The following is a 13,545-nucleotide window of genomic DNA, read 5'->3' as shown; positions in this document are numbered from 1 at the left end:
AGGGGTCATGAACGACGTGAGCGCCGGCGTGCTGGAGATGACGCGGCGCCGCCACGGCGAGCTCGTGGTGGTGAGCCTGGCCGGGGAGGTCGACGTGGACAACGCCACGCGGGTGCGCGCCTGCCTGGACGAGGCGGCCGCCGAGGCCGCGAAGGTCCCGGGACCGCGCCTGGTCGTCGATCTGAGCGCGCTGACGTTCATCGACACGACGGGGCTCGGCGTCCTCGTGCGCCAGCTCGCCGCGCTGCGCGAGCGCGACGGCTCGATGGCGCTCGTCGCCCCCGACGGCCAGGTGCTGCGGCGGCTGCGCAGGACCAACCTCGCGCCGCTGTTCCCCATCTACGACACGCTCTCCCAGGCCCTCGCCTGAGCGACGGCGGTGGCGGGGGCGTGCCGCCGGGCTGGTTGAATGGAACGCATGTCCCTGGATCCGGAGATCGCCGCCCGGCTGAAGCGCAACCCCGAGGGCCTCGTCCCCGCCATCGCGCAGCAGTACGACACCGGCGAGGTGCTGATGCTGGCCTGGATGAACGACGAGGCGCTGCACCGCACCCTGACCACCGGCCGGGCCACCTACTGGTCGCGCAGCCGCCAGGAGTTCTGGGTGAAGGGCGACACCTCCGGCCACGTCCAGCACGTCAAGTCGGTGGCGCTCGACTGCGACGGCGACACCCTGCTCGTCCGGGTCGACCAGGTGGGCGCTGCCTGCCACACCGGCGAGCGCACCTGCTTCGACGCCGACGTGCTCGGCTAGGCCGATGTCGACGGACAACGACGTCCGGCCGCGGGCGGCCACGCGCGGGCGGGAGCTGTGGGCCTGGCTGGCGGTCACCGTTCTCGGCTGCCTGCTGGTGCTGCTGGCCGCCGGCCGCATCTGGGTGAGCGTCGCCCAGACCGGGGCGGAGACGCCGACCGGCGGCGACCTCAGCCCGGTGCTGACGCCCCTCGCGCTGGCCGGGCTGGCCGGCGTGGTCGCCGTGCTGGCCACCAAGGGCGCCGGCCGCCGCGTCGTCGGCGGCCTGCTCGCCCTGTGCGGCGCCGGAGCGGGCGCCGGGACGTGGACGGCGCTCGACGGTTCCGGGGTGACCGACTGGCTCGCCGCCCACAACACCCTGCACGGCGCGACCGGCCTCACGTGGCACTTCGTGGCGGTGTGGCCGGCGGTGGCCGGGGCCGGCGCGCTGCTGCTGGCCGGGGGAGGGGTGCTGGCGATCGTACGCGGCGGCAGGTGGGCCGGCATGTCGGCCCGCTACGAGCGGCGCGGCCCGGCCCCCGCCGACGGCGACAAGGCCCTGTGGGACGCCCTCGACCGGGGGGACGACCCGACCGATCCCCGCTGACGCCGGGGATGACGAAATCAGCACTGTTCTGAACCTCTGTCCGCCCGTCCGCCGTTTCCTCAATAAGCTGCCGGTGCAACGGGCCACGACACGAGGAGTCAGGGGATGAGCTACGGGGACCAGGGCGGCGGCTACGGCGCCCAACCGCCAGGCGGCGGCTACGGCCAGCCGGGCCAGGGCCAGCCGGGATACGGCCAGCCGGGCTACGGGGGCTACGGCCAGCAGCCGCAGAGCGGGGGCGGCGGCTACGGCCAGCAGCCGCCCAGCGGCGGCGGCTACGGCGGTTACGGTCAGCAGCCGCCGAGCGGCGGCGGCTACGGCGAGCAGCCGCCGAGCGGCGCGGGATACGGTCAGCAGCAGTACGCCTACGGCCAGATGCCCCCGAGCGGCGCCTACGGCTACAACCAGTACGGCGCGCCCCCGCCCCCGCAGCGCCCCACCAACGGCATGGCCATCGCCTCGCTCGTCCTCGGCATCGTGGGCCTGATCAGCTGCGGGCTGACCAGCATCGTCGGGGTGATCCTCGGCCACATCGCGCTCGCCCGCATCAAGCGCTCCGGCGAGGAGGGCCAGGGCATGGCGGTGGCCGGCCTGGTGACGTCGTACATCATGGTCGTGATCAACGCCCTGCTGCTGATCTGGTTCGGCGGCATGATCCTGTCGATCATCGGGTTCGGCGCCGCCGCGTCGACTTCCTACGGCTATTAGCCACGGGCCAGTAGCCGCACGATGACCATGCGCTTGCGGTCGGATCACGAATTGTCCGCGATGCGGATATAAGTCCACGTGGGGCGGGGTTTCTCGCTAGGCTGCCGCGCACTCGCACCACTTGAGAGGTAAAACCCATGACGTACGGAAACCAGGGCGACGGCGGCTACGGCTCGCAGCCGCCCGGCGGGGGTTACGGCCAGCAGCCGCCGAGCGGTGGCGGCGGCTACGGCCAGCAGCCCCCGAGCGGCGGCGGTTACGGCGGCTACGGCCAGCAGCCCCCGAGCGGCGGCGGCTACGGCGAGCAGCCGCCGAGCGGCGGTGGCTACGGCGGTTACGGCCAGCAGCCGCCGAGCGGCGGCGGTTACGGCGGCTACGGTCAGCAGCCCCCCGGCGGCGGTGGCTACGGCGGCCAGCAGCCGCCGGACAACCACCTCGTCCCCGCCATCCTCACCACGCTGTTCTGCTGCCTGCCCCTCGGCATCGTGTCCATCGTGAAGTCGTCGCAGGTCAACCAGAAGTGGCAGGTCGGCGACTACCAGGGCGCGGTGCAGGCGAGCGAGGAGGCCAAGACCTGGTGGAAGCGCTCGATCATCTTCGGCGCCATCGGCTGGGGACTCCTCGTCCTCTTCTACGTCGTGGTGTTCGTCCTGCTCGCGGCGAGCATGCCGTCCACGTCGTACTGACGGCCGGACACGAAGACGGATACCGGAAGACGGATACTGGAAGCATGAATCTCGCGACGACCGGGCGGCGCGGCACGGGCCGGATCAAGGACCTGCTCGCGCCGCTCGGGGTCGCGGCCGGGGCGGGGGCGGTGTTCGCGCTCGTCGGCGCGGTGGACCCCAACGAGCCCGGCCACTACCCGACCTGCCCCTTCCTGTGGCTGACCGGCCTCTACTGCCCGGGCTGCGGCACGCTGAGGTCCATCCACGCGCTGGCGCACCTCGACCCGGTCGCGGCGCTCGGGCTCAACCCGCTCATGGTGGCGATGATCCCGTTCCTGCTGTTCTGGTGGGGCAGGTGGGTGGTCCGGGCCGCGCAGGGCCGGCCACGCAGGACGACACTCGCTCACCCGGCGTGGCTATGGGCCTTCCTGGCGGTCGTCGTGGTCTACTGGATCGTCCGGAACCTGCCTTTCGGTGCGTTCCTCGCCCCCTAGGGCACGTGGAGACGCGAGCCCTGTGGTGAGGTACCCCGCAGGGGCCGATACCATCGCAGGACAGGCGGAGAGCGGACGCGAAGCGAACTCTTCAGCCACCCCCACAGTCGATCCGGAGGGACCCCAAGCGCGTGAGTGAGCGGACGGAAGGGCCGAGTGTCCTCGACGACATCCTCGACGGGGTGCGCGCCGACCTCGCGGCACGTCAGCAGGCCGTGTCCATGGAGGAGCTCAAGCGGCGGGCCGAGCGCGCCCAGCCGCCCAGGGACGCGATGGCCGCCCTCGGAGGCGACAAGGTCTCGGTGATCGCCGAGGTCAAGCGCTCCAGCCCGTCCAAGGGCGCGCTGGCCGCCATCGCCGACCCCGCCGCCCTGGCGGCCGACTACGAAGCGGGTGGCGCCCACGTCATCAGCGTGCTGACCGAGCAGCGCAAGTTCGGCGGCAGCCTCGACGACCTGGCCGCCGTGCGCGCCCGGGTCGACATCCCGATCCTGCGCAAGGACTTCATCCTCACCTCCTACCAGCTGTGGGAGGCGCGGGCGCACGGCGCCGACCTGGCGCTGCTCATGGTCGTCTGCCTGGAGCAGGAGGCGCTGGTGTCGCTCATCGAGCGGGCCGAGTCGATCGGGCTGACCCCGCTGGTCGAGGTGCACACCGAGGAGGAGCTCGACCGGGCGGTCGCCGCCGGCGCCCGCGTCATCGGGATCAACGCGCGCAACCTCAAGACACTTGAGGTCGATCGCGAGGTCTTCACGAAGCTGGCGCCGAAGATCCCGGATAATGTCCTCAAGATCGCCGAGTCGGGCGTGCGCGGACCGCACGACCTGCTCGCCTACGCCCGTAACGGCGCCGACGCCGTCCTGGTGGGGGAGAGCCTGGTCACGGGCAAGGACCCGCGCAAGGCCGTGGAGGCGCTGGTCACCGCCGGCGCGCACCCGTCGACGCGCCCCGACCACTCAGCAGAGGGATAGCAGTGGCAAACGAAGGCACCATCCTGACCGCCGCGGATCTGGCGGGCAACGGCGCACTGGGCAACGACCCCGACGTGCACGGCAAGTTCGGCATCTTCGGCGGACGGTTCGTGCCCGAGGCGCTGATCCCGGCGCTCGACGAGGTCGCCTCGGTCTACGAGAAGGCCAAGAACGACCAGGAGTTCATCCGCGAGTTCGACCACCTGCTGCGCACCTACGCCGGGCGGCCCACGACGCTGACCGACGTGCCGCGCTTCAGCGAGCAGGCCGGCGGCGCCAGGATCGTGCTCAAGCGCGAGGACCTCACCCACACCGGCGCCCACAAGATCAACAACGTGCTGGGCCAGGCGCTGCTCACCAAGCGGCTGGGCAAGAAGCGGGTCATCGCCGAGACCGGCGCGGGGCAGCACGGCGTGGCCACCGCCACCGCCGCGGCCCTGCTCGGCCTGGAGTGCGTCATCTACATGGGCGCCGTCGACTGCGAGCGCCAGGCGCTCAACGTGGCCAGGATGAAGCTGCTCGGCGCCCAGGTGGTGCCGGTCACCAACGGCTCCCAGACGCTCAAGGACGCCATCAACGAGGCCTTCCGCGACTGGGTCACCAACGTCGACACCACCCACTACCTGTTCGGCACCATCGCGGGGCCGCACCCGTTCCCCGAGATGGTCCGCGACTTCGCGCGCATCATCGGCGTCGAGGCCCGCCGCCAGATCCAGGAGCTCACCGGCCGGCTGCCCGACGCCGTGTGCGCGGCCGTCGGCGGCGGCAGCAACGCCATCGGCATCTTCCACGCCTTCCTCGGCGACCAGGACGTCGCCCTGCACGGCTACGAAGCCGCCGGGCACGGCCTCGACAGCGGCGAGCACGCGCTCACGCTCACCGCGGGAACGGTCGGCGTGCTGCACGGCTCGCGCACGTACGTGCTGCAGGACGACGAGGGCCAGACGATCGAGTCCCACTCGATCTCGGCCGGCCTCGACTACCCGGGCGTCGGGCCGGAGCACGCCTGGCTCAAGGACACCGGCCGGGCCACCTACCACGGGGTGACCGACGACCAGGCCATGCAGGCGTTCTCCCTGCTGGCCAGGACCGAGGGCATCATCCCCGCCATCGAGTCCTCCCACGCCCTCGCCGGCGCGCTGGAGCTGGGCCGCGAGCTCGGCCCCGAGGCGACCATCCTGGTCAACCTCTCCGGCCGCGGGGACAAGGACATGGGCACGGCGATGAAATACTTCAACCTCTGACGAGTCGCCACCCCGGCAGCGGGCCTGCCGCGGGGCATCATGGTGGGACTCGACCTTCGAAACGGACAGACATGACGACTCTACAGACGGTGTTCGCCAAGGCGAAGGCGGACAACAGGGCCGCGCTCGTCGGCTACCTGCCCGCGGGCTTCCCGTCCAAGGACGGCGCCATCGCCGCCGCCGCGGCCCTGGTGGAGGCCGGCTGCGACGTCATCGAGATCGGCCTGCCCTATTCCGACCCGCTCATGGACGGGCCGACCATCCAGGACGCGGTGCACCGGTCGCTGACCAACGGCACCCGCATCGCCGACGTGCTGCGCACCGTCGAGGGGGTGGCCGCGACCGGCGCGGCCACGCTCGTCATGACCTACTGGAACCCGATCGACCGCTACGGCGCCGAGCGCTTCGCCCGCGACCTCGCCGCCGCGGGCGGGGTGGGCACGATCACGCCCGACCTGACGCCCGAGGAGTCCGAGCCGTGGCGGGCCGCCTCGGCCGCCGCCGGCATCGACACCGTGTTCCTGGTCGCGCCCAGTTCGACCGAGGAGCGCATCAAGGCGGTCGTCGACTGCTGCACCGGTTTCGTCTACGCCGCCTCGCTCATGGGCGTCACCGGCGCCCGCGAGACCGTCAACGTCGCCGCCGAGGGCCTGGTCAAGCGGACGCGGGAGCACACCACGCTGCCGGTGTGCGTCGGGCTCGGCGTCGGCACCGGCGCGCAGGCGGCCGAGGTCGCCTCCTACGCCGACGGCGTGATCGTGGGCTCGGCGTTCATCCGGCGGCTGCTCGACGCGCCCGACGAGGCCGCGGGGCGCGAGTCCTGCGCGGCCCTGGCCCGCGACATGGCGCGCGGCGTGCGCCGCTGACGATCTGCGCGGACGGCGCGGTCCCCTCGTACGGGGGCCGCGCTGTCGTGTTGTTCCCGCCTCACCCGGTCGCGGTGGCGGGCTCCCGGAGGGGCGCGTACAGCGGCGCGTACCGGTTGTAGAGCCCCGTGGGCACCAGATAGACGTTGATGGCGACCTGCATGAGCAGGAGCCACACGACGTACTGCGCGGTGCCCAGCGCGGGCACCACGTCCATGGGCAGGGTGTAGGCGATCACCACCCGCACCGCGGCGTCCGCCAGCAGGCCCACCCCGTACATCACGGTCACCACCCGCCAGATCCGGCGGAAGGCGGGCAGCCGCTCCCACAGCACGTCCCAGGGCTCGCCTGCCGGCCCGACCCGCCCCTCCAGCAGGAACCGGGTGAATGTGAACGCGAGCGGCCGGTCCCATCGCGCGCTCGACAGGAACCACAGCCCCGCCGCGCCCATGAACCAGCCGTCCTTGGCCAGCAGGAGGCGCGGGTCGTGGACGAGCGCCGAGACCGCGGCGCCGGCCAGGATCATCGCGGTCATGAACAGCGCCAGCCGGTCGGGCCTGCGCCCCCGCGCCAGGCTCACGGCGACGCTCACGCCCGGGACGAGCGAGCTGACCACCAGGGCCAGGTGCTCGTCGAGGCCGGCGCCGTAGCGCAAGCCGTAGTAGGCCCCCGTGGGCAGCGCGACGTCGACTCCGAGGGCGACCAGCGCTTTTACTCGCATGAGTAATTGTTACTCTCTTCCGGTAAAACCGGCAAACATCGCAGGTCGGAGCGGGGGACACGCCGCTTAGCTGATGCTTATTCCGGGCGTGGTCCGATGGAGTCCCGGTACTGTGCGCAGTCCCGGCACGGAGAAGAAGGAGATGGCCTGTGGACGCGTCACTATCGTCACCTTCGGCCAGATTGCCGATACCCTGGGTGACGACAGTCGCCCGGCTGGTGCTGGGCGGAGTGCTGATCGCGGCGGGTGCGCTCAAGATCGGCAACCCGTCCGACTCGGTCCTGGCGGTCAAGGCTTACCAGTTGCTGCCCGAGTCGGTCGCCGTAGGGGCGGGCTACGCCCTGCCGATCGTGGAGATCGTCGTCGGCGTGCTGCTGGTCGTCGGTCTGCTGACCAGAGTGGCCGCCGTGATCGCGGCGCTGCTCATGCTGGCGTTCGTGTTCGGCATCGGCTGGGCGTGGGCGAACGGCCTGCGGATCGACTGCGGCTGCTTCGGCGGCGGCGGGCAGCTCGGGGCCGGCCAGGAGCCGGCCTACCTGATCGACATCCTGCGCGATTTCGGACTGGCGCTGCTCGGCGCCTGGACGGTCCGCTTCCCGCCGGGCCGCTTCGCGCTCGACGGCGCCCTCGGGCTCGGGGGCGACAGTGCTGACGACGACTTGGAGGACCTGTGATGGGCAAGGGCGAGAGGACGACCATGACACGCGGCGCACGCGAGAAGATCAAGGAGCAGCAGGCCGCCGCGCGCGCCCAGGAGCGGCGCAGACGGGCGATCACTTACACCGCGGCCGGGCTCGCCGCCGTGGCCGCGCTCGGGGCCGGCATCTGGTACGGCGTCAGCAAGTCCCAGCCCGAGGAGGCCGCCGGCGACCTCGCGCCGATCACCGTGCAGTCCGACGGCACCGTGGTCATGGCGAAGAGCGGCGTCGAGAAGCCCGTGCTCGACGTCTACGAGGACTTCCAGTGCCCGGCCTGCAAGGAGGCCGAGCGGGTCAGCGGCCAGACGATCAAGAACCTCGCCGCCGAGGGCAAGGTCAAGGTCGTCTACCACCCCATCACGATCTTCTCCCAGGAGCCCACCCGCTCCAACTCCCTGCGCGCGGGCAACGCCGCCAGGTGTGTCGCCGACGGCAAGCAGTGGCTGTCCTTCCACAACCTGCTCTTCCAGAACCAGCCGTCCGAGACCGCGGAGGGCTTCACCAACAGCCAGCTCATCGGGTGGGGCAAGGAGGCCGGGGTGACCGCGCCCGACTTCGAGCAGTGCGTCAACTCGGGCAAGCACGCGCAGGCGCAGCTGTCGTACAGCGAGAAGATCATGAACGAGCAGAAGCTGACCCACACGCCGACGCTGAAACTTAACGGCACAGAAGTGGACAACGCGGTCGTCTTCAGCCCTTCGGAGCTACGGGACGCGGTCACGAAGGCCGCCAAGTAGGCTCACGTCCGCTACCCTCACCTGACATGCCCCTTGCCTCGATTCCCAGCCCTTCCCAGGGGGTCTGGTATCTCGGAATCATCCCGATCCGGGCCTATGCGCTGTGCATCGTGCTCGGCGTCATCGTCGCCGTCTGGCTGAGCGAGCGGCGCTGGCGCGCCCGCGGTGGCCAGAAGGGGACGATCATTGACATCGCGGTCCCCGCGGTCATCTTCGGGCTGATCGGCGGCCGGCTCTACCACGTCATCACGGACTGGCAGACCTACTTCGGCAGCCGCGCGATCAAGCCCGCCTACAAGGCGCTGTTCATCTGGGAGGGCGGCCTCGGCATCTGGGGGGCGATCGCGCTCGGCGGCGTCGGCGTCTGGCTGGCGGCGCGCCGGCGCGGCCTGTCCATGACCGCCCTGGCCGACACGATCGCCCCCGGCATCGCGTTCGCCCAGGGCATCGGCCGCTGGGGCAACTGGTTCAACCAGGAGCTGTACGGCTCGCCGACGACGCTGCCGTGGGGCCTGGAGATCGACGTCGACCACGGCGGCGAGCCCGGCGTCCTCTACCACCCGACCTTCCTGTACGAGTCGATCTGGGACATCCTGCTCGGCTTCGCCCTCCTCCTCGTGGGCCGCCGCCTGAACCTGCGGTACGGGCGGCTGTTCGCCCTCTACGTGGCGGGCTACACCTTCGCCCGCTTCTGGATCGAGGGGCTGCGCATCGACCCGGTCGGCGGGGTCGACCACGCGGTGACGTTCCTCGGGCTGCGCATCAACCAGTGGACGTCGATCGTGCTGTTCGTCGGGGCGCTCATCTACTTCTGGGCGACGCGGAACAAGGAGGGCGTGGAGGTCGTCGTCTCGCCGTCCGCCGACGCCGACCCGGAGCACGGGGCCGACCAGAGCGACCCCGGCTCCACCGACGACACCCTCGCCTCGGACACGTCCACTTCCGGCGCGTCCGCCTCTGGTGCGTCTGCGTCTGACGCGTCCGCCTCCGACGCGCCCGCTTCCGACGCGCCCGCTTCCGACGTGCCCGCTTCCGACGTGCCCGCTTCCGGTGGGTCCGCCTCCGGCGCGCCTGCCTCTGACACCCTCGCCTCCGACGTGCCCGCCGTGGACGGCGGGTCGGGGGCGTCCGGCGAGGACCGGCCCGCGACGGACGGCGACCCGGCCCACTCCGACGCCGGCCTCGCCGACGCGCGGGAGGCGGCCGGCGACGACCGGGCCAGCAGCTCCGCGATCGGCTCCGGCTCCGGTGACGCCGCCGTCGGCGCCGTCACCGGCGACTCGCGCGAGGGCGCCGAGGAGGCGGAGAAGGAGCCCGGCAGCCGCGCCGGGAAGGAAACGAACACGCGATGACCGAAGGCGCGGAGATTCACCACCGGCATCGCGACGTCACGGGCGGCTGGCTGAGGCCCTCGGTGTTCGGCACGATGGACGGGCTGGTGTCCAACTTCGCGCTCATCGCGGGTGTCGCGGGCGGCACTGCCGACACCCGGGTCATCGCCCTCAGCGGCGTCGCCGGCCTAGCTGCCGGGGCGCTGTCGATGGCCGGCGGCGAGTACGTCTCGGTGGCCAGCCAGCGGGAGCTGGCCCAGGCCGAGATCGCCGTCGAACGCCGCGAGCTGCGCCACCACCCCGAGGACGAGCAGGCCGAGCTCGCCCAGACCTTCGTCGACAAGGGCGTGGACCCCGCGCTCGCCGCCGAGGTGGCCAGACAGATCTCCCGTAACCCCGAGCGCGCCCTGGAGGTGCACACGGTCAACGAGCTCGGGGTCGCGCCGGGGAACCTGCCGTCTCCGCTGGTCGCCGCCATCTCGTCGTTCCTGTCGTTCGGGGTCGGGGCGTTGTTGCCGCTGTTGCCGTACGTGCTGGGAGCCGAGGAGTTGGCGATCTCGGCGGCGATCTCGTGTGCGGCGCTGTTCGCGGCGGGCGCTATCGTGTCGGCCGTGACGGCGCGAAGCTGGTGGTACTCAGGACTGAGGCAGCTCGTGGTGGGCGCGGTGGCGGCCGCGGTCACCTTCGGGGTGGGCAACCTGGTCGGGGCGGCGGGGCTGTGATGGCCCGCAGAAGAGCGGGCTCCCGCGGCAAGAACGACCAGCCCGGCCAGGACCAGGACCCCGCCTACCCCTCATGGCCGGAGTCGGGTCCGGCGACCGGCGGCCACCCCGGCCAGGGTCCGTACGCGGAAGGCCCGGCGAGCGGCGCCCACCCCGCCACCCCCGGATACGGATACGGCGGTGCGCCTGCTCCGGCCTCGTACGACGACGGCCGGCGCGAAGATCCAGGCGGCCGGAGCGGACGCTCCCGGCACGGCCGCGCGTCCGATGGCCGCCGCGCCACCGGCGCCCCGCCTCACCCGTCCGCCGGACCGGACACCGGCGGTCACCGGGCATCGTCAGGCGGCACCGGCAACTGGCCGTCCTCCCCACCGACCGGCGAGAACGCTTGGACGTCCACCTCCCCGGAGAGCAGAGGCGCCTGGACACCGGCCTCTGCGGAGGGCGGGAGCGCCTGGACGCCGGCTCCTGGGCCGGGTGGGGGCAGCCGGGCGTCGGGCCCCGCGGACGGCGGGAGCCCCTGGGCGTCCACCCCTGCGGAGGGCGTGAGCAACTGGACGCCTGCTCCCGCGGACGGTGGCGGCCGTCGCGCCGCCACCGGCTCCGGCGGTGGCGGACACCGGGCGCTGGCCGGCGCCTCCGACGGTGGCTGGGCGGTGGTCACGGGCCCGGGCGCGGCGGATGCCGGCGCCCCCGGCAGCGCGCGCGGCGGCCACCACGCAGGGAGCCGGGGCACGGATCCCGCAGCGGACGCGCCGGCGGCGGACGCCGGCCGTGGCAGGCGCCGTAAGGGCCTGTTCGGAAAGGACAAGCCCGAAGAGGACTCCTTCGGCGGAGGAGACGGCCGGGACGGACGCGACTTCTTCGCGAAGGACCGCGTCGTGTCGGAGGCCTACAGCTCGGACGTCATGGCCGCCGAGGGCTTCGACCTGAACGACGGACCGCCCCTGGGCGGCTCCGGACCTGCCCAGGGGCCGTCACGCCGCTCCAGGCGGGCCAAGGGCCCGGCACGCGACACGGATGCGGGCCAGGGTCCGGCACGTGGCCGCGGCGCGGGCCGGGGAGCGGCGCGTGGCTCGGAGGGGCAGACCCCAGCGCATGGTTCGGATGCGGGGCAGGGCTCGGCTGGCGGTTTCGATGCAGGCCAGGGGCCGGCCCGTGGTCGCGACGCGGGCCGGGGGGCGGCGCGTGGCTTCGATGCGGGCCAGGGCCCGGGAGTCGGCCTCGATGCGGGCCAAGAGCGGGACGCAGCAGCCGGCGGCTTCGCGCGGGGTCCGGGGAGCGGCGGCTTCGCCGCGGATGCCGGGGCCGGCGGCCGAGGGGGCTTCGCCGCGGGCGCTGGAGCCGGTGGTCGCGACGGCTTCGCTGGGAGCGCTGAGGCCGATGGTCGCGAGGGCTTCGCTGCGGGTGCCGGGGACGGTGGTCGTGGAGGCTTCGCCACAGGCGCCGGGGACGGTGGTCGCGGAGGCTTCGGCGCGGGCGCGGGCGCGGGCGCGGGCGCGGGGGGCGGTGGTCGTGGAGGCTTCGGCGGGGGCGCGGCAACCGATGGTCGTGGGGCCGACGCGACGGCGGAGCAGGACGACGACGGCCGGGAGGCGGCGGGTGGCGGGTTGCGGAAGCGGCGGCGTACTCCGCCGTCCGACTGGCAGTTCCCCGTGCTCACCGGCATGGGCCTGCGCCCCAAGCAGCAGAAGACGATCGTCGTCGTCGCATCGGTCATCGGCTTGGTGGCCGCACTGGCGGGCGTGGTGATCTTCGCCACCTCGCTCGGCAGGTACACGCCCGACCGCGAGCCCAGCGCGGCCCTGCTGGGGCCCGACACCACGCTGCCGCTGGTGTTCCGGGGCTGGAAATCGCCCAAACTGTTCGACCCGCTGGCCGACCGGACCAAGGACGCCAAGGCGCTGACGGAGAAGGAGGTGTTCGGGCAGAGCGAGCTCTCGGTCGACAGGAAACTGCGGCTGAAGCTCGTGGCCAAGCGGCTCGACTCCGACTGCTCGGCGGCGGTGTGGGGCCAGGGACTCACCGAACGGGTCTCCGACGCCGGCTGCACCCAGGCCGCCCGCGGTCTCTACCTCAGCTCCGACGGCCGCTACGTCGGCCAGTACACCCTGCTCAACCTCAAGGACGGCCAGGCCGCCGCCGAGCTGGTGGACGCGCTGGAGACCCTCTACCGGGGCGGCTGGGCGCGTCCGCTGCCCTCGCCCAAGGGCTCCTTCCCGGCGGGCGGTTACTCCGAGGCCGGTGGCTACGCTCTCGGTCATTACGTCGGCCTGGTGTGGCTCGGCCGGGTCGACGGCGCCGAGCCCGGCGTCAAGGACGACTACGTCTCGCTCACGCTGGGCCTGCGCGGCGCGGAGAAGGCCGTCTACCGCCGGGTCGTCGCGATCACGGGGCCGAAGTCGTGACGAGCGCGCGGCGGGCCGCCGCTGTCGTGAGCGGGGGAGCAGAAGGCTGATGTCAGGTCGTGTGGTGATCTCCGCCGTGGCCGTCAGTGTGCTGGTCGTCGCCGCCGCCGCGTGGTGGTGGCTGCGTGGCGACGACCCTCGGCCGGCCGTGTTCCACGGCGAGTCCACCTCCGCCTTCTACGCCGCCATCGACAACCGCGGCAAGGACGCCGCCCCGCTCACCGCGCAGGAGGTCTTCACCGCCGAGACCGAGACGGTCGGCGCCATGCGGCGCGAGACCACGGCGGAGTTCACCGACTGCGACGAGGTCCTGTGGGGCGTGTCCCCCGCCGGGTGCGCGCAGGCGCTGCGGGCCACCTACAGGGGCGGCACGATGGCAGGCCAGTTCGTCATCTTCAACATGAGCGACAGCGGGGCGGCCGACGCGCTGGTGGCGGCGCTGGGCAAGGACGGGTTCGTACGCCAGGGCGTGCCGTTCGACCCGGCGACCAGCCGGGCGCAGGCCCGTGCGATGGGCCACTACGTGACGGTGAGCTGGGCCGGCGGCACCGCGTACGAGCAGGAGCTGGTGGCGGCGCTGGTCGCGCTGGACGGGCTCGGGCGGGTGGTGCAGGGCAGGATCGTCGCCGCCACCTGA

At 72.7% G+C, this 13,545-nt stretch carries 15 protein-coding genes and 2 pseudogenes; 16 read left to right on the top strand and 1 reads right to left on the bottom strand.

Translation table 11 applies throughout. The annotated features are described in order from the left end of the window. The first annotated feature begins 7 nt into the window (after positions 1-7). From ACBR40_RS24125 to trpA, 9 genes are all read left to right on the top strand, one after another. On the top strand, positions 8-370 hold the full coding sequence (locus ACBR40_RS24125; RefSeq protein ID WP_344214958.1) for an STAS domain-containing protein: 363 nt from the start codon (positions 8-10) through the stop codon (positions 368-370). Positions 371-409: 39 nt separating this feature from the next. Further along, a complete protein-coding gene (hisI, locus tag ACBR40_RS24120; protein WP_364445460.1) occupies positions 410-754 on the top strand; it encodes a phosphoribosyl-AMP cyclohydrolase in 345 nt (114 codons plus the stop codon). A 4-nt stretch (positions 755-758) separates the two neighbouring features. Next, entirely contained in the window at positions 759-1,340 is a 582-nt protein-coding gene (locus ACBR40_RS24115) for a Trp biosynthesis-associated membrane protein (RefSeq protein ID WP_371250216.1), read from the top strand. Positions 1,341-1,445: 105 nt separating this feature from the next. After that, complete coding sequence (locus tag ACBR40_RS24110; RefSeq protein WP_344214965.1) at positions 1,446-2,048, top strand: DUF4190 domain-containing protein; 603 nt, start codon at positions 1,446-1,448, stop codon at positions 2,046-2,048. 137 nt (positions 2,049-2,185) lie between these two features. Beyond that, on the top strand, positions 2,186-2,734 hold the full coding sequence (locus tag ACBR40_RS24105; protein ID WP_344214967.1) for a CD225/dispanin family protein: 549 nt from the start codon (positions 2,186-2,188) through the stop codon (positions 2,732-2,734). A 44-nt stretch (positions 2,735-2,778) separates the two neighbouring features. Continuing rightward, positions 2,779-3,210 carry a DUF2752 domain-containing protein gene (locus ACBR40_RS24100; protein WP_371250213.1) on the top strand — a complete coding sequence of 144 codons (432 nt, stop codon included), beginning with the start codon at positions 2,779-2,781 and terminating at the stop codon, positions 3,208-3,210. 131 nt (positions 3,211-3,341) lie between these two features. Beyond that, the gene (gene trpC, locus ACBR40_RS24095) at positions 3,342-4,181 is read left to right on the top strand and encodes an indole-3-glycerol phosphate synthase TrpC (RefSeq protein WP_364445456.1); all 840 of its coding nucleotides are present in this window, start codon (positions 3,342-3,344) and stop codon (positions 4,179-4,181) included. Between the two features lie 20 nt (positions 4,182-4,201). Beyond that, positions 4,202-5,425: a tryptophan synthase subunit beta gene (gene trpB / locus ACBR40_RS24090; RefSeq protein ID WP_371250377.1), complete on the top strand. Its 1,224-nt coding sequence runs from the start codon at positions 4,202-4,204 to the stop codon at positions 5,423-5,425. Between the two features lie 71 nt (positions 5,426-5,496). Next, positions 5,497-6,291, top strand: a complete 795-nt coding sequence (gene trpA / locus ACBR40_RS24085; RefSeq protein WP_344214973.1) for a tryptophan synthase subunit alpha — start codon at positions 5,497-5,499, stop codon at positions 6,289-6,291. Positions 6,292-6,352: 61 nt separating this feature from the next. Here the strand turns inward: trpA and ACBR40_RS24080 are convergent, their stop codons facing one another. Further along, complete coding sequence (locus tag ACBR40_RS24080; RefSeq protein WP_371250211.1) at positions 6,353-7,012, bottom strand: VC0807 family protein; 660 nt, start codon at positions 7,010-7,012, stop codon at positions 6,353-6,355. Between the two features lie 197 nt (positions 7,013-7,209). Here ACBR40_RS24080 and ACBR40_RS24075 point away from each other — a divergent pair, with 197 nt between their 5' ends. The 7 genes and pseudogenes from ACBR40_RS24075 to ACBR40_RS24045 all read left to right on the top strand — a co-directional run bounded on the left by ACBR40_RS24075 (position 7,210) and on the right by ACBR40_RS24045 (position 13,545). Then, on the top strand, positions 7,210-7,686 hold the full coding sequence (locus ACBR40_RS24075) for a MauE/DoxX family redox-associated membrane protein (RefSeq protein WP_329580290.1): 477 nt from the start codon (positions 7,210-7,212) through the stop codon (positions 7,684-7,686). A gap of 23 nt (positions 7,687-7,709) precedes the next feature. Continuing rightward, positions 7,710-8,447 (top strand): thioredoxin domain-containing protein, encoded by a 738-nt coding sequence (locus ACBR40_RS24070; RefSeq protein ID WP_344214979.1) that lies wholly within the window; start codon positions 7,710-7,712, stop codon positions 8,445-8,447. 26 nt (positions 8,448-8,473) lie between these two features. After that, positions 8,474-9,211, top strand: a pseudogene (gene lgt / locus ACBR40_RS24065) (prolipoprotein diacylglyceryl transferase); the annotation flags it as partial. A 260-nt stretch (positions 9,212-9,471) separates the two neighbouring features. Continuing rightward, positions 9,472-9,528, top strand: a pseudogene (locus ACBR40_RS24060) (hypothetical protein); the annotation flags it as partial. Between the two features lie 267 nt (positions 9,529-9,795). Beyond that, the gene (locus tag ACBR40_RS24055; protein ID WP_371250208.1) at positions 9,796-10,500 is read left to right on the top strand and encodes a VIT1/CCC1 transporter family protein; all 705 of its coding nucleotides are present in this window, start codon (positions 9,796-9,798) and stop codon (positions 10,498-10,500) included. Between the two features lie 1,610 nt (positions 10,501-12,110). Beyond that, entirely contained in the window at positions 12,111-12,908 is a 798-nt protein-coding gene (locus ACBR40_RS24050) for a hypothetical protein (RefSeq protein ID WP_371250206.1), read from the top strand. Positions 12,909-12,957: 49 nt separating this feature from the next. Then, positions 12,958-13,545 (top strand): hypothetical protein, encoded by a 588-nt coding sequence (locus tag ACBR40_RS24045; RefSeq protein WP_371250204.1) that lies wholly within the window; start codon positions 12,958-12,960, stop codon positions 13,543-13,545.

It is taken from the genome of Nonomuraea sp. AD125B, assembly GCF_041402765.1.
In the GTDB taxonomy this organism is placed as follows: Bacteria; Actinomycetota; Actinomycetes; order Streptosporangiales; family Streptosporangiaceae; genus Nonomuraea; species Nonomuraea bangladeshensis.
The sequence above is the reverse complement of the archived record's forward strand: the minus strand, read 5'-3'. Positions and strand labels throughout refer to the sequence as shown.